General features: G+C 70.6%; 17 protein-coding genes and 2 pseudogenes. 9 read left to right on the top strand and 10 right to left on the bottom strand.

From position 1 onward, the window contains the following. Positions 1-26 precede the first annotated feature (26 nt). Both ACZ6ZQ_RS08175 and ACZ6ZQ_RS08180 read right to left on the bottom strand, forming a co-directional pair. A complete protein-coding gene (locus ACZ6ZQ_RS08175; protein WP_469767750.1) occupies positions 27-938 on the bottom strand; it encodes an MBL fold metallo-hydrolase in 912 nt (303 codons plus the stop codon). A gap of 76 nt (positions 939-1,014) precedes the next feature. Continuing rightward, the gene (locus ACZ6ZQ_RS08180) at positions 1,015-1,311 is read right to left on the bottom strand and encodes a hypothetical protein (RefSeq protein WP_469767751.1); all 297 of its coding nucleotides are present in this window, start codon (positions 1,309-1,311) and stop codon (positions 1,015-1,017) included. A gap of 179 nt (positions 1,312-1,490) precedes the next feature. Between ACZ6ZQ_RS08180 and ACZ6ZQ_RS08185 the strand changes: the two genes are divergently transcribed. Continuing rightward, positions 1,491-2,426, top strand: coding sequence for an NADP-dependent oxidoreductase (locus tag ACZ6ZQ_RS08185; protein ID WP_469767752.1), 936 nt, complete (start codon positions 1,491-1,493; stop codon positions 2,424-2,426). Positions 2,427-2,523: 97 nt separating this feature from the next. On the opposite strand, the gene ACZ6ZQ_RS08190 is transcribed toward ACZ6ZQ_RS08185, so the two are convergent. The 5 genes and pseudogenes from ACZ6ZQ_RS08190 to ACZ6ZQ_RS08210 all read right to left on the bottom strand — a co-directional run bounded on the left by ACZ6ZQ_RS08190 (position 2,524) and on the right by ACZ6ZQ_RS08210 (position 4,958). Next, complete coding sequence (locus ACZ6ZQ_RS08190; RefSeq protein ID WP_469767753.1) at positions 2,524-2,841, bottom strand: DUF202 domain-containing protein; 318 nt, start codon at positions 2,839-2,841, stop codon at positions 2,524-2,526. Then, positions 2,838-3,227 carry a YidH family protein gene (locus tag ACZ6ZQ_RS08195; protein ID WP_469767754.1) on the bottom strand — a complete coding sequence of 130 codons (390 nt, stop codon included), beginning with the start codon at positions 3,225-3,227 and terminating at the stop codon, positions 2,838-2,840. The genes ACZ6ZQ_RS08190 and ACZ6ZQ_RS08195 overlap by 4 nt, the downstream gene beginning before the upstream one ends. A gap of 96 nt (positions 3,228-3,323) precedes the next feature. Then, positions 3,324-3,872, bottom strand: coding sequence for an NUDIX domain-containing protein (locus tag ACZ6ZQ_RS08200; protein WP_469767755.1), 549 nt, complete (start codon positions 3,870-3,872; stop codon positions 3,324-3,326). A 44-nt stretch (positions 3,873-3,916) separates the two neighbouring features. Next, positions 3,917-4,305 (bottom strand): annotated as a pseudogene (locus tag ACZ6ZQ_RS08205) (SDR family oxidoreductase). Between the two features lie 11 nt (positions 4,306-4,316). After that, complete coding sequence (locus ACZ6ZQ_RS08210; RefSeq protein WP_469767756.1) at positions 4,317-4,958, bottom strand: TetR/AcrR family transcriptional regulator; 642 nt, start codon at positions 4,956-4,958, stop codon at positions 4,317-4,319. 257 nt (positions 4,959-5,215) lie between these two features. Between ACZ6ZQ_RS08210 and ACZ6ZQ_RS08215 the strand changes: the two genes are divergently transcribed. Further along, positions 5,216-6,871 (top strand): FAD-binding dehydrogenase, encoded by a 1,656-nt coding sequence (locus ACZ6ZQ_RS08215; protein ID WP_469767757.1) that lies wholly within the window; start codon positions 5,216-5,218, stop codon positions 6,869-6,871. A gap of 81 nt (positions 6,872-6,952) precedes the next feature. Here the strand turns inward: ACZ6ZQ_RS08215 and ACZ6ZQ_RS08220 are convergent, their stop codons facing one another. Further along, positions 6,953-7,384, bottom strand: coding sequence for an ASCH domain-containing protein (locus ACZ6ZQ_RS08220; protein ID WP_469767758.1), 432 nt, complete (start codon positions 7,382-7,384; stop codon positions 6,953-6,955). Between the two features lie 326 nt (positions 7,385-7,710). Here ACZ6ZQ_RS08220 and ACZ6ZQ_RS08225 point away from each other — a divergent pair, with 326 nt between their 5' ends. The 4 genes from ACZ6ZQ_RS08225 to ACZ6ZQ_RS08240 all read left to right on the top strand — a co-directional run bounded on the left by ACZ6ZQ_RS08225 (position 7,711) and on the right by ACZ6ZQ_RS08240 (position 11,700). Then, positions 7,711-8,667, top strand: coding sequence for a hypothetical protein (locus ACZ6ZQ_RS08225; protein ID WP_469767759.1), 957 nt, complete (start codon positions 7,711-7,713; stop codon positions 8,665-8,667). Positions 8,668-8,699: 32 nt separating this feature from the next. Further along, the gene (locus ACZ6ZQ_RS08230; RefSeq protein WP_469767760.1) at positions 8,700-10,280 is read left to right on the top strand and encodes an APC family permease; all 1,581 of its coding nucleotides are present in this window, start codon (positions 8,700-8,702) and stop codon (positions 10,278-10,280) included. 75 nt (positions 10,281-10,355) lie between these two features. Continuing rightward, positions 10,356-11,093 (top strand): molybdopterin-dependent oxidoreductase, encoded by a 738-nt coding sequence (locus ACZ6ZQ_RS08235; protein WP_469767761.1) that lies wholly within the window; start codon positions 10,356-10,358, stop codon positions 11,091-11,093. Then, positions 11,035-11,700 (top strand): cytochrome b/b6 domain-containing protein, encoded by a 666-nt coding sequence (locus ACZ6ZQ_RS08240; RefSeq protein WP_469767762.1) that lies wholly within the window; start codon positions 11,035-11,037, stop codon positions 11,698-11,700. Before ACZ6ZQ_RS08235 ends, ACZ6ZQ_RS08240 begins: the two co-directional genes overlap by 59 nt. A gap of 65 nt (positions 11,701-11,765) precedes the next feature. Here ACZ6ZQ_RS08240 and ACZ6ZQ_RS08245 read toward each other — a convergent pair whose 3' ends face one another. Together ACZ6ZQ_RS08245 and ACZ6ZQ_RS08250 are read right to left on the bottom strand one after the other, a co-directional pair. After that, entirely contained in the window at positions 11,766-13,190 is a 1,425-nt protein-coding gene (locus ACZ6ZQ_RS08245; RefSeq protein WP_469767763.1) for a GntP family permease, read from the bottom strand. 9 nt (positions 13,191-13,199) lie between these two features. Then, positions 13,200-13,709: a gluconokinase gene (locus ACZ6ZQ_RS08250; RefSeq protein WP_469767764.1), complete on the bottom strand. Its 510-nt coding sequence runs from the start codon at positions 13,707-13,709 to the stop codon at positions 13,200-13,202. A 182-nt stretch (positions 13,710-13,891) separates the two neighbouring features. On the opposite strand from ACZ6ZQ_RS08250, the gene ACZ6ZQ_RS08255 reads away from it, so the two are divergent. The 3 genes and pseudogenes from ACZ6ZQ_RS08255 to ACZ6ZQ_RS08265 all read left to right on the top strand — a co-directional run. Then, complete coding sequence (locus tag ACZ6ZQ_RS08255; RefSeq protein WP_469767765.1) at positions 13,892-14,593, top strand: FadR/GntR family transcriptional regulator; 702 nt, start codon at positions 13,892-13,894, stop codon at positions 14,591-14,593. A gap of 222 nt (positions 14,594-14,815) precedes the next feature. Further along, on the top strand, positions 14,816-16,279 hold the full coding sequence (locus tag ACZ6ZQ_RS08260; RefSeq protein ID WP_469767766.1) for an amino acid permease: 1,464 nt from the start codon (positions 14,816-14,818) through the stop codon (positions 16,277-16,279). An 86-nt stretch (positions 16,280-16,365) separates the two neighbouring features. Then, positions 16,366-16,592 (top strand): annotated as a pseudogene (locus tag ACZ6ZQ_RS08265) (S-(hydroxymethyl)mycothiol dehydrogenase); the annotation flags it as partial. Positions 16,593-16,597: the final 5 nt, after the last annotated feature.

The following is a 16,597-nucleotide window of genomic DNA, read 5'->3' on the forward strand; positions in this document are numbered from 1 at the left end:
CGCCGGTGCGGAGTCCCCGGAAGAGGTCAGGCGTGGCACGCCACCGGCGCGCCCCCGTTCATCACCACCATGTCCCCGAAGACGGCGACGGGGTCGAGCGGTGAGCCGGCGGGCTGCCCCTCCAGTTCGGCGTACGCCCGGTGCAGATTGGCCACCAGCCGCTCGCTCTCCCGCAGCCCGGCGAACTCCCCGAGGTCGGCGGTGCGTGCCGTCTCCAAGGGGGTGAGGCCCTTGGCGTGCCCGGTCTCGGCGAGTGCGGCGACATATCGCAGGTACCGTTCCGTGGCGTCGTACGCCGACGGGTCGGTGACCGGGCCGTGCCCCGGAACGACGGTCCCGGCGTCCAGCGAGCGCAGCAGCTCCAGCGCCTGCAGTGAGCCGCTGAGCGAGCCCATGGGGATGAACGGCGTACCGCCCTGGAAGACCAGGTCGCCCGTGAAGACGATGCCGTGCTCGGGGAGGTGGACGACCGTGTCGCCCACGGTGTGCGCCACCCCCGGGTGGATCAGCCGCACCTCGGTCCCGCCGGCCCGGAGCGTCAGCCGCTCGCTGTACGTCACGTCCGGCGCGGTGATCGTGATGTCGCCGAAGTCGGTCTGCGGCCAGATGAGGTGGAGCTGGTGCCCGGCGGCGAGGACCTCCGAGCGGCAGGACTCATGGCCCACGACGGTGGCGTCCGGCGTGAACACGCAGTTGCCGTACGTGTGGTCGCCGTGGTGGTGCGTGTTGACGACCGTGCGCGGGAGTGGGGCTCCGGTCGCCAGGAGCGCCTCGCGCAACTGCAGCGCGCGCCGCTCGGTGGCGGCGGTGTCGACGAGGAGCGTGGACTCACCGTCGCTGATGATTCCCGCGTTGTTCAGACACCAGCCGCCATCGGGCTGGACGTACGCCTGCACGGACGACGTGAGCTGGACGGTGTACGGATCGGTGGCAGGCACCGCGGCTCCCGGAGATCGTGGCCAACTGACAGGGGCAGCCTGCCAGTTGGCCGCGGCCGGGCGGAAACGGGGTGGGTCAGTGGTCGTCCCAGTGCCCGTCGTGGGCGGCATGGCGGTGGCCGTCGTGGATGTAGTCGACATGGTCGCCGTGGGCGACGGCGGTGTGCCCGCAGCCGTCTCCGTGCTGGTGAGCGTGGTCGCTGTGCGTGACATGGCCGCCCGGCTCGCATTCGTCCCAGTGGCCCTGGTGCGAGCGGTGCAGATGTCCGTCGTGCGCGTAGTCGATGTGGTCGCCGTGCACGATCTCGGTGTGCCCGCAGCCCGGCCCGTGGGCGTGCTCGTGGGTGGGGTGCTCCTGGTGGAGAACGGTCATGTGGTTCACCTTCGGGATGCATCGCGGAATCTCGTGGTTTCGCCCAGGTTAGTCCGTAATATCCGTTTATTCGGTGTTCCGGCGGTGTGCCGCGGCGCGATCCGGACGACAGGCCCCAGGCATCCCCCCGGGACGGCCTTCAGCTTGCGCAAGCCCCGGGCGGGTCGGAGGGTCGGAGCATGAAGGCGATCAGCTACCGCCGCTACGGCGGTCCCGAGGTCCTGGAGTACGGCGAGCTCCCGGAGCCGAAGGTCGGGCCCGACTCCGTCCTGGTCAAGGTGCGGGCGGCGGCCGTCAACCCGGTCGACTGGAAACTCCGCGAGGGCTACCTGGACGCGGTGGTCGACGCCGTCTTTCCGGTGATCCCGGGCTGGGACGTCTCCGGGGTCGTCGTCCAGCCGGGTGCCTCCGTGCCCGAGTTCGCCGTCGGTGACGAGGTGATGGGCTACGTCCGTGAGGACTTCCTGTCCCGGGGGACCTTTGCCGAGTACGTCGCCGCCCCCGTCCGCACCCTCGCCCGCAAACCCCGCAATCTGAGCTTCGAGGAAGCGGCGGGGATGCCGCTGGCCGGGCTCACCGCCTACCAGGTGCTCACGCAGGCCCTGGGGGTGCGACAGGGCGACACGCTCCTCGTGCACGCCGCGGCCGGCGGGGTCGGGTCGATGGCCGTGCAGCTCGCCCGCCACTTCGGCGCCCGGGTGATCGGCACCGCGAGCGAGCCGTCCCACGAGCATGTGCGCGATCTGGGCGCGGAGCCGGTGACGTACGGCGAAGGGCTCACCGAGCGGGTACGGGCCCTCGCGCCCGACGGGGTCGACGCGGTCTTCGACACCATCGGCGGCGAGACCCTGACCCTCTCCGCGGAGCTGCTCGCCAAGGGCGGCCGGCTCGCCTCCATCAGCGACCCGGCGGTGACCACGCTCGGCGGACGCTATGTCTTCGTACGGCCCAACACCGCGGACCTGTACCGGCTGAGCGAGCTCGCCGAGGAGGAGGTCATCTCGGTCCATGTGGCCCGCAGCTTCCCGCTGGAGAAGACCGCCGACGCCCACCGGCTCAGCCAGGAGGGCCACGCCCGCGGAAAGATCGTCGTAACCGTCGACTGGGAGGGCTGAGCGTCCTCGCCCGTCCGGTGACCTCGCCCGTCCCGTCACCTCGCTCGGCCGGTGACCTCGCCCGTCCGGGTCACCGTGCGATGCGGTCATCGCACGGTCACCACACAATCGTGACGGCGAACGCGGCGAGTGCCAGCGTGCACAGGGTGGCTGCGAGAGCCTGACCGAGGGGCATCGCGCCCGGCGGCTGCCCGGCGGCCATCGCCCCGATGCGCCGGTGCGCCACGGACAGGAACGCCAGCCACACCAGCGCGCTCAGCGCGAAGGCGACGACATCGCCTCCCGCGATCTCCTCGTGCCGGACGACCTGCCGCGCCGCGAGCACCGCGACGACCGTGAAGGACAGCGTCGTACGCCGCCACGCCAGCCGGGTCCGCTCCGGCTGCAGCCCCGGATCGCGGGCACCGCCGCTCATCCACGGCCCCAGGAGACGACCACCACCATCGCGACCGATACGGCGCCCACGACCAGCGCCAGCAGCGTCGGGAAGCGCGAAACCGGCAGATCCTCGCCGCGCCGCATCGCCCGCTCGCAGCGCACCCAGTGATTGACGGACCGCAGCGCACACAGCACGCCCGTACCGATCAGCGCGAGCGAAAGACCCACCCGGACACCCCAGCGCAGATCGGGCAGGAACTGGTCGACGGCGAAGCCCCCGGCGATCAGCGCGAGCGCGGTTCGCAGCCAGGCGAGGAAAGTGCGCTCGTTGGCGAGCGAGAAGCGGTAGTCGGGGGTCTCGCCCTCGTCCCGGATCCGCTGGGGCGCGAACCACAGCCGCAGACTCTGTACGAATTCGCTCACGCGTCGCACCCTACCTGCGGCAGTGTCGGTGCCCCGGACCGGCGCTTTCCGGCACGGGCCACCCGAGGCGCTCGCCGCGCCGTCAACCGGCCGGGCTCAGCCCGCCGAGGCCCGATGGTCACGCAGACGTTCGTACGCGGCGAGGCCGTCCGGGACCCACTCCCACTCGCCCAGTCGTCCCTCCAGCTCCGCCTCCGGCAGGAAGGCGTGCCAGGCGACCTCCTCGGCCTGCGGGTTCACCGGCAGCTCGCATCGGACCTCGTACACGGCCGACCACCAGGTCTGCCAGATCTGTCCCGGATCAGTCGCCGGGGCGTCGTAGAGGAACTTGAAGAGCGGTACGGGCCGGGGGAGCCCGGAGACGCCGAGCTCCTCCTCGGCCTCGCGCAGCGCCGCCTCGTCGTACGTCTCGCCCGCGCCGACGACACCACCGACGAACATGTCGTACAGGGAGGGGAAGACGAGCTTCGTCGGGGTGCGGCGATGGACGAAGATCCGGCCCTCCGCGTCCCGGGCCTGGATGAACACGCAGCGGTGGCGCAGGCCCCGCGCGTACGCCTCGCCGCGCGGGGCCTGCCCGATGACCTCGTCGTTCTCGTCGACGATGTCGAGGATCTCGTCGGAGGGACTGGAAGCGGCACTCATGCCCTCATCCAACCAGGCCGACCGATCGACCGATCGGACCGGACTCACTGACCCAGGACGTACTTCCCCGTCGGGCCCGTGGTCCAGCCGCCGTCCACCGCCAGCTCGGCGCCCGTCACGTACGAGGCCGCGTCGGAGAGCAGGAAGACCACCGCGCCCGCGATCTCGTGCGGCTCGCCGACCCGCCCCATCGGCCGCCGAACTCCGCCACCGTGTACTGCGCGACCCGCTGCCAGTCCTCCTCCGAGGTCACGTCGTGGCGCAGGAACCGGGCACGCCCGCCCAGCTCCGCGGCCATGTCCTCGCCGTCGCCTTCCAGGACGTCGGTGAGGACGACCGACGCGCCGGCCGCGACCGCCTGCCGGGCGGCCTCGGCACCCAGTCCGCGTGCGCCGCCCGTGATGACGATGGCCTTTCCGCCGAGATCGGTCATGTGATGTCCCCTCATGTGGTGGTGCACCGGGCGGCGGGCAAGGGCGCCCGCAGCAGTGCGGTGGTGGTCTCGACGAGGTCGGCGAGGAACAACTCCTCGCCGGTGAGCGGGGCGATGCCGTCGAGATGCTGGCGGGCCCGGTCGGCGAGCGCCGCGCCGATCAGGGTGAGCGCGAGGTCCAGGCGTTCCAGCAGGACCGGGTCGGGAAGCCCGGCCGGGGTCAGACAGGCCTCGACGCGTTCGATGAGCCGCCAGTAGGCGGTGCCGTCGAGCGTGGGGTGCGGAGTGCGGGTGCGTACGCCGCTCTCATGGCTCAGCTGGGCCGAGATCCGCAGGCAGCGCAGCCCCCGCTCGGAGTGCAGCTCGGTCGCCTCCGTCATGACCAGCACCGCCACCAGCTCGCGGAGATCGTCCGGGGCCCCGTCGAGCAGCGGCGCCAGCACCAGTTCCGTACGGGCCTGGCGGCCGGCCATCACCGCCTCCACGAGTCCGGTGCGCGAGCCGAAGTGGTACTGCACGGCCGACGGATTGCTCTGGCCCGCGAGCCGCACGATGTCGCGGATCTGCGCTCCGTCGACGCCCTGCGCCGCGAAGATCTCCTCGGCCGCGCGGATGAGCTTCTCCCGGGTCTCGGGTCCTGACGTCCTCGCCATGCCGCGACTCTAATGCTGGACATTATTAAAAGCGACGGCCGTCTCGCGCGGGTTGAACTGTTGACGAGTTACTGCCGCGTACAGAAGATCGGAGCCACTGAGACCCAGCCACGGAACCCAGTCGCTGAACCGAGCCACTGAACCCGGACGCTGAGCCCAGTCGCTGACCGATGAACCGATCCACTGGACCGATCCACTGAACCGAGCCACTAACCGGGCCGCGCCACCGGGCGCCCGCTCCGAGAGGGACACCACCCATGGCGTACGACGCTGATGTCATCGTGATCGGGGCAGGACTCGCGGGCCTCGTGGCCACCGCAGAGCTCGTCGACGCCGGACGGAAGGTCATCCTGCTCGACCAGGAGCCCGAGCAGTCGATCGGCGGACAGGCTCACTGGTCGTTCGGGGGACTCTTCTTCGTCGACTCGCCCGAACAGCGCCGGATGCGCATCAAGGACAGCCACGACCTGGCGCTCCAGGACTGGCTCGGTACGGCCGGCTTCGACCGCGAGGAGGACCACTGGCCGCGCCGCTGGGCCGAGGCGTACGTCGACTTCGCCGCCGGTGAGAAGCGGTCCTGGCTGCACGCGCAGGGAGTCAGGTTCTTCCCGGTCGTCGGCTGGGCCGAGCGCGGCGGCTACGACGCGAACGGCCACGGCAACTCCGTGCCGCGCTTCCACATCACCTGGGGGACCGGCCCCGGCATCGTCGAGCCGTTCGAGCGGCGGGTCAGGGAGGGCGTCGCCCGCGGGCTCGTCGAGCTGCGCTTCCGACACCGGGTGACCGGACTCGGCCGGACCGACGGGACCGTGGACACCGTGACGGGGGAGATCCTGGAGCCGTCCGGCGTCGAGCGCGGAAAGGCGAGCAGCCGCGAAGTCACCGGGTCCTTCGAACTGCGCGCCCAGGCCGTGATCGTCACCTCCGGCGGCATCGGCGGCAACCACGACCTCGTACGCGCCCAGTGGCCCGAACGCCTCGGCACCCCGCCCGAGAAGATGCTCTCCGGCGTCCCGGCCCATGTCGACGGGCTGATGCTCGGCATCGCGGAGGCGGCCGGCGCGCATCACATCAACCGCGACCGTATGTGGCACTACACCGAGGGCATCGAGAACTGGAACCCGATCTGGGCCCGGCACGGCATCCGGATCCTGCCCGGGCCCTCCTCGCTCTGGCTGGACGCCCGCGGACGACGGCTGCCCGTACCGCTCTTCCCCGGCTTCGACACGCTCGGGACGCTGGAGCACATCATGCGGTCCGGTTACGACTACACGTGGTTCGTTCTCGACCAGCGCATCATCGGCAAGGAATTCGCGCTCTCCGGTTCCGAACAGAACCCCGACCTGACGGGCAAGTCGGTCCGCGACGTCATCGCGCGGGCCCGCCTGGACGTGCCGGGCCCGGTGAAGGCGTTCATGGACAACGGTGTGGACTTCGTCGTCGAGAAGGACCTGGGCGCGCTGGTGCGCGGCATGAACTCCCTCACCAAGGAGCCGCTCATCGACGAGGACGGGCTGCGCCGCGAAATCACGGCGCGCGACCGGGAGATCGCCAACCCCTTCACCAAGGACCTCCAGGTGACGGCGATCCGGGGAGCCCGCAAGTACCTCGGCGACAAACTCATCCGCACGGTCTCCCCGCACCGCATCCTCGACCCCGGGGCGGGGCCGCTCATCGCCGTACGGCTCAACATCCTGACCCGGAAGTCGTTGGGCGGCCTGCAGACGGACCTCTCCTCGCGGGTGCTCACGGCGGGCGGCGAGCCGTTGCCCGGGATGTACGCAGCGGGCGAGGCGGCCGGTTTCGGCGGCGGCGGGGTCCACGGCTACCGCTCCCTCGAAGGCACCTTCCTCGGCGGCTGCATCTTCTCGGGCCGCGCGGCGGGGAGGGCGGCGGCGAAGGCGGTGTCCTGACGCAGGACACCGCCTGCGTGGCCGGGCGCGCACCGTGCCGCCGCGACGGGCGAACAGCCCTACGCGTCGTCCGGGCAGCGCCTACGCGTCGTCAGAGCGCCGCACCACCCGGAAGCGTTCTGCCACCAGCATCGTCGAGTCGTCCACCGTGAACCCGGGGTCGCCCAGTGCCTCGCGCATCTCCTCGCCGTGCCAGTAGCGTTCGTGCGCCGCGCGCCATTCGGCCACCGTCCGGTGGCCCTCGCCCTCGTCGAGCGCGTGACGGAGGTCCACCTCGCCCAGCGGCAGGACCCGGACCTCGGTCAGCTCGATCACCGCGACCTCGCGGCCCGCGGAGTCGATGAGGGCCGACCGCTCGCCGGGCTCCGGCAACTCCTCCTGCTCCGCCTCGTACTCGGCCAGCAGCCCGGTCGTCGAGACCTTCTCGCCGGAGAGGACCGCAGCGACCAGCTTGTCCCGTAGCGGCCCGGGGAAGGCCAGCAGATACGGCTTGAGGGGTTCGTCGTCGATCATGGCAACAGGATAGGAGCCAGCGCCGTAGCCGAGGCCGTAGCCGAGGCCGGAGCCGGAGCCGGAGCCGGAGCCGGAGCTGGAGCCGGAGCCAGCGCCGGAGCTGGAGCCGTAGCCGGAGCCAGCGCCGGAGCCGTAGCCGGAATCCCGGGCCGGCGCGGGGATGCCGTGCCGGGACCAACCGCACCGCCCGCTCCGGGAGTTGATTCAGCCACCGTCCACCCCTCGCACCTCAGCCACCCCACAGAACCGCCCTTGACGCGGAGCCTTCCCTACCGCTTTGCTGTGCGCGATCGTTCGCTCACATCCTGCTGTGAAGGAAGCCGCGGATGCCCCCACCTCCGCCGCTCGGTCGCTCCCGGCGTCGGGCAGCACGCACCGGGCACGCCTTCGACCCCGCACTCGACGACACCGAACTGGTCGCCGTGCGCGGCCAGTTGGCGCAGGGACGGTGGACCGCCGTGCGCTCCCTGCTCGCCGGGACCGGCGACGACTGGGACCGCAGGGGCCACCGCCTCGTCGTGCTCGGCACACCGCCGTCGAGCGCCGCCTGGGCGCGAGACTGGCTGCTCGCCGAGCCCGCCAGCGCCGACGCCACCGCACTCCTCGCCTGCGCCGCCGTCTTCGGTGCGCTGCGCGGCAAGGAGCCGGCGGAGCGGGCCCGTACCGCCTGCCGCGCCGCCGCCGAGCTCGCCCCGCACGACCCCACCCCCTGGCTCGCCCTGCTGCTCCTCGCCCGCACCCTCGGCACCGAGGAAGAGGTCGCCCGCCTCTTCGACGAAGTGCGAGCCCGGCACCCCGAGCACCACCACGCCCACCATCTGATGACCGCCACACTCGCCGAACGGCACCCCGGCGCCGGCCAGGACCCGCTGCACGAGGTCTACGACTTCGCGGCCTGGGCCGCGGAACAGGCCCCCGCCGACTCCCCGCTCGCCGTCCTGCCCGTCGTCGCGCACGCCGAGCGCTACCGGGTGCTGGCCTCGGCCGGCAGCGAACCGGCCGACCCCCTTCGCTCCGGCCACTGGACCGGCCGCCGCGCCCGCCAGGTGATGAAGGCCGCTTTCGACTGGTGGCTGGAATGGGAGCGCGAGGACCACCCCCGCAACCGCCTCGACCTCAACTTCCTCGCCCACGCCAAGGTCTGCGAGGGCCGCTCCGGCGAGGCCGCCGCGCTCTTCCACCGCATCGGCCCGCACGCCACCCCTGCCCCCTGGTCGTATCCGGACCAGGACCCGCACCGCGCCTTCCAGGCCGCGCGCAACGCCGCGCTCGGCACCGTATGAACGACCACCATCCCCGAAGGGACCACCCCGCCATGCCGCCGGCTGCCAGATCGAGCGACGCGACCAGCACCCGCACGAGCGCCACCAGCACCAGCGAGATCCACACCTACAAAGGACAGGAACGCGCCCTTCGGGCCGACCGCCTCGGCACCGCGGGCCTGCTGCTCTCCGTGCTCGCAGCCAGCGCCCCGCTGATGGTCGTCGCCGGGGTCATGCCCACCGTGTTCGGTGTGATGGGCATCGTCGGCCAGCCCCTCCTGTACGTCATCCTCGGAGTCGTCCTGATGCTGTTCAGCGTCGGCTACGCCGAGATGAGCCGGCACGTCCACAACGCCGGCGCCTTCTACGCGTACATAGCCCGCGGCCTCGGCCCCACCGCGGGCGCCGGCGCCTCGCTCGTCGCCCTCGTCGCCTACAGCGCCATGCAGGTCGGCATCTACGGCATCCTCGGCTTCGAGGTCTCCGGGCTCCTCGCCACCCATCTCGACGTGACCGTCGCCTGGTGGGTCCCCGCCCTCGTCGCCGCCGCGGTCGTCGCCGTACTGGGCTGGCTGAAGATCGACCTCAACGCCAAGGTGCTCGGCGTGCTCCTCGTCATCGAGTGCTCGCTCGTCGTCATCTTCGACATCGCAGCCGTCGCCGAACCGGGCAGCGAAGGCCTGTCGCTGAGCGCCTTCAACCCGGACACCCTCACCGGCGCCGGCCTCGGGACCGCCCTCTGCTTCTGCATCGCCGCGTTCGTCGGCTTCGAGCAGTCCCCCGTGTACGCGGAGGAGACCAGCCGCCCGCAGGTGGTCGTCTCCCGCGTGATGTTCCTCGCCGTCGGGTACGCCGCGCTGTTCCTCGCGCTCAGCGCCTGGGCCCTCACCGTGGCCACCGGGCCCGGAGCCATCACCGGCGAGGCCGGCAAGCAGGGCCCCGGGCTGCTCTTCTCGCTCACCGAGACCCGGCTCGGCGGCACCTTCACCGACGTCCTGCACGTCCTCTTCGTCACCGGCATGTTCGCGGCGCTGCTCAGCTTCCACAACGTCGTCGCGCGCTACGCCTTCGCCATGGGCCGTGAGGGGCTGCTCCCGGCCGCCTTCGGCCGTACGAACCAGGCCAGCGGTGCCCCCGCCACCGGTTCCGTGCTCCAGTCCGCCGTCTCCGTCCTGGTCATCGCGGCCTTCGCGGTCACCGACGACCTGCCCGCGGGCGACCCCACCACGCCCGTGCTGCGCCTGTTCACCTGGATGGGCAACGTCGGAGCGCTCGGCGTCATCCTGCTGATGGCCGCCGCCTCGTTCGCGGTGATCGCCTTCTTCGTACGGCGCGGCGCGGCCGGGCCGCAGGCCTGGCGGCTCATCGCCGCCGGGCTCGCCGGCCTCGCCCTCGTCGTGATCGCCGTCTACACGGTCAAGGACTTCGAGGCCCTGATCGGCGCCGGACCCGGTTCCTCCCTCAACTGGATCCTGCCGGGCGTCATCGGCGTCGCGCTGTTCGGCGGGCTGCTCTACGGCGCGGTCCTGCGGTCCGCGAAGCCCGATGTGCACGCCCGGATCGGCCTGGGCAACGAGGCCTTCCGGCTGGAGCAAGCGGCCGATCCGGCCGGCACGGCGGACGCCCGAGGGTGACGCCGGGTATGACGGAAGTCTGACGAACACCCGCGGTCTCTGGATTCGGGCGGCCGCGGGTGCTCGAATCGGAATGTGAAGGACCCAAACTCAGGCCCCGGCCCCGATGCCGAAGGCACGCCCGTCGGGCGGCGTCTGGTGCTCTCGGTCCTCGGCCTCGGCGCCGCAGGCGTCGCCACCGCCCCGTATCTGCAGCGCGGCCTCGAAGCCTTCCTCGGCTCGGTCGCCGACAAGGACCCCACCAAGCTCACCGGGCTGCTCCCTAACGGCGGCGGCTTCCGCTACTACTCGGTCGCGGCGTCCGTACCGCACAAGAACGAGAAGAACTACCGCCTCACCGTCGACGGACTGGTCGAGCGGCCCACGACGTACACACTGGACGCCCTGCGGGCGCTGCCGCAGACCCGCGTCGTGCGCGACGTGCAGTGCGTCACCGGCTGGCGGGTCCCCGACACCGCGTTCGAGGGCGTGAGACTGTCGGACCTGCTGGACGCGGCCGGGGTGCGGCCCGAGGCCCGGGCCATCCGGTTCACCTGCTTCGACGGCACGTACAGCGAGAGCCTCACGCTCGACCAGGCGCGCCGCTCCGACGTCCTGGTCTGCCTGCGTATGCAGGACAAGCCGCTCAGCCACTCGCACGGCGGCCCGGTGCGTCTCTACATCGCGCCCATGTACTTCTACAAGTCGGCGAAATGGCTCTCCGGAATCTCCCTGACCTCCGAAGTGGAGCCCGGATACTGGGAGGAGAGAGGCTATGACGTCGACGCCTGGGTCGGCCGGTCCAACGGCCGCGACGACGCCCCCACCGTCTGAACGCCCGGTTCCTGTACGGCGGTTCAGCCGTGCCGAGCGCTGGGTGCACCGCGCCACCGCGGCCCTGATGCTGCTGTGCGTCGCGACCGCGGCCGCACTGTACGTCCCCGGGATCGCCGAACTCGTCGGCCGCCGCCATCTCGTGGTGACCCTGCACGAGTGGTCGGGACTGCTGCTGCCCGCACCGTTCCTGCTGGGGCTGGCCTCGCGCGCGTTCCGGGCGGATCTGGGGCGGCTCAACCGCTTCGGTCCGCACGACCGGAAGTGGCTGCGGGCCGTACGGCGCCGGGACCACCGGCCGTCCTCGCGTCCGGCGGGCAAGTTCAACGCCGGACAGAAGATCTACGCGGCCTGGATCGCGGGCGCTGTGCTGGTGATGCTCGGCACGGGACTGCTCATGTGGTTCACACATCTCGCCCCGCTGGTGTGGCGTACGAGCGCGACCTTTGTGCACGACTGGCTGGCGCTCACCATCGGCCTCGTACTCATCGGCCACATCGGAATGGCGCTCGCCGACCCGGAGGCACGCCGTGGCATGCGCACCGGGTCGGTCGAGCGCCCGTGGGCCCGTCGGGAACACCCGCTGTGGGATCCGGACAAGGACTGACGGCTGACGGCCGGAGGGGCTGCAGCACCTGGGAGAGGAGGGGCTGCAGCGCCAGGGAGAAAGGGCTACAGCACCAAGGAGAGCAGCAGGACGAAGACGATGCCGACCACCGAGATGATGGTCTCCATCACCGACCAGGTCTTGATCGTCTGGCCGACGCTCATCCCGAAGTACTCCTTCACCAGCCAGAATCCGGCGTCGTTGACGTGGCTGAAGAAGAGCGAACCGGCACCGATCGCCAGCACCAGCAGCGCCGCCTCGGCGGTGCCCATGTCGGCGGCGAGCGGGGCGACCAGACCGGCGGCGGAGATCGTCGCCACGGTCGCCGAGCCGGTCGCCAGCCGGATCGCCACGGCGATCAGCCAGGCCAGCAGCAGCGTCGGGATCGCCCAGTTCTTGGAGAAGTCCAGGATCATCTGGCCGACACCGATGTCGATCAGCGTCGTCTTGAAGCCGCCGCCGGCGCCGACGATCAGCAGCACGCCCGCGATCGGGGCGAGGGACTTCTCGACGGTGGAGGCGATCCGGCCCTTGCTGAAGCCGGCGGCCCGGCCCAGCGTGAACATGCCCACGATCACGGCCGCGAGCAGGGCGATCAGCGGCGAGCCGATGACGTCGGTGACGCGCTGAACCGGGTTCTCGGCGTCGTCGACGACGATCTCGACGAGGGCGTTGGCCATCATGAGGACGACCGGCAGCAGCACTGTGGAGACGGTGGCGGCGAAGCTGGGCCGCTTCGCCAGGTCCTCGGAGGAGCCGGCGGGGGTCCGGGGGGCACTCCCGGAGGAGAACGTCATCCCGTCCGGAGCCTGGATGTCGACCCAACGTGCGGCGTACTTGGAGAACACGGGACCGGCGATGATCACCGTGGGTACGGCGACGACCAGGCCGAGCGCCAGGGTGACACCCAGGTTGGCGCCGATGGCGTCGATCGCGACCAGCGGTCCGGGGTGCGGCGGGATGAGGCCGTGCATCACCGACAGGCCGGCGAGGGCCGGGATGCCGATCCGCATCAGCGAGTAGTTGCCCCGCTTGGCGACCATCAGCACCACGGGGATCAGCAGGACGATGCCGACCTCGAAGAAGAGCGGCAGCCCGATGATCGACGCGATCAGCACCATCGCCCAGGGCATGGACCGGCCGCTCGCCTTCGCGAGGATCGTGTCGACGATCTGGTCCGCGCCGCCCGAGTCGGCGAGCAGCTTGCCGAGTATCGCGCCGAGCGCGATGAGCACGCCGACGCCCGCGACGGTGGTGCCGAGGCCCTTGGTGAAGGACTCGATGGTCTTTTCCAGCGGAGCCCCGGCGAGGGCGCCCAGCGCCAGCGAGCCGATCGTCAGTGCCAGAAAGGCATGCAGTTTGAACTTGGTGATGAGCACGACGATGACGGCGATGCCCGCGAGAACGGCGATGCCCAGCTGTGCGTTGGCCGCCGAGGTGATCGGTTCGGTGGCGTCCGCTGCCAGCATCTCGACACTGAGACTGGTCACGGTGATTCCTTAGCTTTCGAGCCGGCGCAGCGCGGCGACGGCTCGCTCGGTGATTTCTTCGGGGGAGCCGGTGACGTCGACACAGACGCCGGCCTCGTCCTCCTGCAGCGGCTGCAGGGTGGCGAACTGTGATGCGAGCAGCGCGGTGGGCATGAAGTGCCCCTTGCGCTCGGCCATCCGCCGCTCGATCAGCGCACGGTCGCCGGTCAGGTGGAGGAAGACGGCATCGGGCGCGGCGGCGCGCAGGCGGTCCCGGTAGATCCGCTTGAGCGCGGAGCTGGCGACCACGCCGCCCAGTCCCGCCCTGCCGTGCGCCCACTGCCCGATCGCGTCGAGCCAGGGCGCCCGGTCCGCGTCGTCCAGTGGGACGCCGGCCGACATCTTGGCGATGTTGGCCGCGGGATGGAAGTCGTCGCCTTCGGCGTACGGAACGCCCAGGCGTTCGGCGAGCAGGGGGCCGATCGTGGTCTTGCCGGTCCCTGCCACGCCCATCACTACGACGACGTGGGGGGTGCTCATGGGTGCCTCGCTGTCTTCTTCGACATCGGTCCGACTTCATCGACATGGGTCCGACATGGGTCCGGCATCGGTCCGACGTCGAGCCGTCGCGCTACTGAAACGCATTAGGTACGACTTATTCAAGAGGTTGAGATGTAAACGTCATACTTATTGTGGGGCGGGGCGCCCCGTAGGCTTGGGCCATGACCACAGAGGGCCACGGGCTGCACACACACGTCCTCGACAGCCTCGGCCTGGCGATCACCGCGGGCGAGTACCCGCCGGGCAATGTGCTCCGCACCGACGAGCTGGCCGAGCGCTTCAACGTCTCGCGCACCGTCGTCCGCGAAGTGGTCCGTGTCCTGGAGACGATGCACCTGGTGGAATCCCGGCGCCGCGTCGGCGTGACCGTACGCCCCGCGGCGGAGTGGAACGTCTACGACCCACGCGTCATCCGCTGGCGGCTGGCCGGTGCCGACCGCCCCCGCCAGCTGCGTTCACTGACCGTGCTGCGTTCCGCGATCGAGCCGGTCGCCGCCGGGCTCGCCGCCCGCAACGCCACCCCCGAGCAGTGCGCGGCGCTCACCGAGTGCGCGCTCGGCATGGTCGCCACCTCCCGCGGCCACCAGCTGGAGGGGTATCTCGAGCACGACATCGCCTTCCACCGGATCGTGCTCAATGCCTCCGGCAACGAGATGTTCGCCCGGCTCGGCGATGTCGTCGCCGAGGTCCTCGCCGGCCGCACCCACCACCAAGTGATGTTCGAGGACCCGGACCCGGCCGCCGTGACCCTCCACGTTCAGGTCGCCGAAGCCGTTCGCGAAGGCGACGCGGCCCGGGCCGAGACCCTTACGCGTGAGATCGCCGTCGGGGCGCTCCAGGAGCTGGACGTACTCGCCCCCTGAGGATCATGGCATCCTTGCTTCACCTTGTCGCAACCTCTGAAATACCTCAGATCTGTATCTGAGTGAGGTGCGCCACTGCCAAAATCCCAGGGTTGCCGTGACTATGAGCTTTCGGGCCTTCTGCGCCCCGAGGCCGAGCCGTGGTGACTGTCTTCCTCACCCCGGAAGGCCGCCGGCATCTGACCGGGTACCGCACACCCCCTCACGAAGGCGAACACCTACATGAGTGACCGCATCATGACTGCGGCCGAAACGCCCGTCGCCGGGCCTCCGGCAACCGGCACCCCCCACGTAGACGCCGGTGACGCCGGGTACCGCAAGGACCTCAAGTCGCGGCACATCAACATGATCGCCATCGGCGGCGCCATCGGTACGGGCCTCTTCCTCGGCGCCGGCGGACGCATGGCCAACGCCGGCCCCTCGCTCTTCATCGCCTACGCGCTCTGTGGCGTCTTCGCCTTCTTCGTCGTGCGCGCGCTCGGCGAGCTCGTGCTCTACCGGCCCTCCTCCGGTGCCTTCGTCTCGTACGCCCGTGAGTTCATGGGCGAGAAGGGCGCCTACACCGCCGGCTGGCTGTACTTCCTGAACTGGTCGACCACCGCCATCGCGGACATCACCGCGGCCGCGACCTACGCGCACTTCTGGGCGATGTTCAGCGACATCCCGCAGTGGGTGCTCGCCCTGATCGCCCTCGCCGTGGTCCTCACCGCCAACCTCATCTCGGTGAAGTACTTCGGCGAGATGGAGTTCTGGTTCGCGATCATCAAGGTCGCCGCGCTGGTGGTCTTCATGCTCATCGGCATCTTCCTCGTCGTCACCCAGCACGAGGTCGGCGGCCACACCCCGGGCCTGGCCACCATCACCGACAACGGCGGCGTCTTCCCGACCGGTGTCATGCCGATGCTGCTGCTGATCCAGGGTGTCGTCTTCGCCTACGCCTCCGTCGAGCTGTGCGGCGTCGCCGCCGGTGAGACCGAGAACCCCGAGAAGATCATGCCGAGGGCGATCAACTCGATCATGTGGCGCGTCGGCCTCTTCTATGTCGGCTCGGTCGTCCTGCTCGCCCTGCTGCTGCCGTACACCGCCTACACCGGCGACCAGAGCCCGTTCGTCACCGTCTTCGACAAGCTCGGCATCCCGGGCGCGGCCGGTGTGATGAACCTCGTCGTGCTCACCGCCGCCCTGTCCAGCCTGAACTCCGGCCTGTACTCGACCGGCCGCATCCTGCGCTCGATGTCGATGTCCGGCTCGGCGCCCAGGTTCACCGGTGTGATGAACAAGGGCGGCGTGCCCTACGGCGGCATCCTGCTGACCGCGGGCTTCGGTGTCCTCGGCGTTGTCCTGAACTACCTCATGCCGGGCGACGCCTTCGAGCTGGTGCTGAACTTCGCCTCCATCGGCATCATCGGCACCTGGGGCATGATCATGGTCTGCTCGCTGCTGTTCTGGAACCGCTCCAAGGACGGCCGGGTCACCCGCCCCGGCTACCAGCTGCCCTGGGCTCCGTTCACGCAGATCATCACCCTGGTCTTCCTCGCCTCCGTGCTGGTCCTGATGTGGATGGACGGCGGCATCAGCCGCACCACGGTGAACTGCCTCCCGCTGATCGCGCTCGCGCTCGTCGGCGGCTGGTTCGTCGTCCGCAAGAAGGTCAAGCGGATCGCCGCCGGACACCAGCAGCTCTGACGCCACCGCGTCCCGGTACGCGCTGCACGGAAGGCCCCCGCGGGACATCCCGCGGGGGCCTCGCCGTTTCGTGAGCGGCTTCGTGAGTCGAACTCCCGCTCCTCGACGTCTTCGGCCGCGGCGGCGCACTCAAGTCCTCCTGGTACGGCGACTGTCTGCCGTCCCGCGACTTCCCCATGGTCATCGATCTCCACCAGCAGGGCCGCATCGACCTCGCGGCCTTTGTCACCGAGACCATCGGCCTCGGCGACATCGAGAAGGCCTTCGCCCGGATGCACGAGGGGATGTCCTGCGCTCGGTGGTGGTGCTGTGACCGGC

The sequence above is a fragment of the Streptomyces sp. NPDC053673 genome, from assembly GCF_055585225.1.

Coding starts and splice junctions, on each gene's coding strand:
- ACZ6ZQ_RS08190 (WP_469767753.1), bottom strand. CDS start 2,841: ATGAGCGGCGGTGCCCGCGATCCGGGGCTGCAGCCGGAGCGGACCCGG.
- ACZ6ZQ_RS08260 (WP_469767766.1), top strand. CDS start 14,816: ATGAGTGACCGCATCATGACTGCGGCCGAAACGCCCGTCGCCGGGCCT.
- ACZ6ZQ_RS08185 (WP_469767752.1), top strand. CDS start 1,491: ATGAAGGCGATCAGCTACCGCCGCTACGGCGGTCCCGAGGTCCTGGAG.
- ACZ6ZQ_RS08250 (WP_469767764.1), bottom strand. CDS start 13,709: ATGAGCACCCCCCACGTCGTCGTAGTGATGGGCGTGGCAGGGACCGGC.
- ACZ6ZQ_RS08220 (WP_469767758.1), bottom strand. CDS start 7,384: ATGATCGACGACGAACCCCTCAAGCCGTATCTGCTGGCCTTCCCCGGG.
- ACZ6ZQ_RS08215 (WP_469767757.1), top strand. CDS start 5,216: ATGGCGTACGACGCTGATGTCATCGTGATCGGGGCAGGACTCGCGGGC.
- ACZ6ZQ_RS08240 (WP_469767762.1), top strand. CDS start 11,035: ATGACGTCGACGCCTGGGTCGGCCGGTCCAACGGCCGCGACGACGCCC.
- ACZ6ZQ_RS08230 (WP_469767760.1), top strand. CDS start 8,700: ATGCCGCCGGCTGCCAGATCGAGCGACGCGACCAGCACCCGCACGAGC.
- ACZ6ZQ_RS08210 (WP_469767756.1), bottom strand. CDS start 4,958: ATGGCGAGGACGTCAGGACCCGAGACCCGGGAGAAGCTCATCCGCGCG.
- ACZ6ZQ_RS08180 (WP_469767751.1), bottom strand. CDS start 1,311: ATGACCGTTCTCCACCAGGAGCACCCCACCCACGAGCACGCCCACGGG.
- ACZ6ZQ_RS08255 (WP_469767765.1), top strand. CDS start 13,892: ATGACCACAGAGGGCCACGGGCTGCACACACACGTCCTCGACAGCCTC.
- ACZ6ZQ_RS08200 (WP_469767755.1), bottom strand. CDS start 3,872: ATGAGTGCCGCTTCCAGTCCCTCCGACGAGATCCTCGACATCGTCGAC.
- ACZ6ZQ_RS08225 (WP_469767759.1), top strand. CDS start 7,711: ATGCCCCCACCTCCGCCGCTCGGTCGCTCCCGGCGTCGGGCAGCACGC.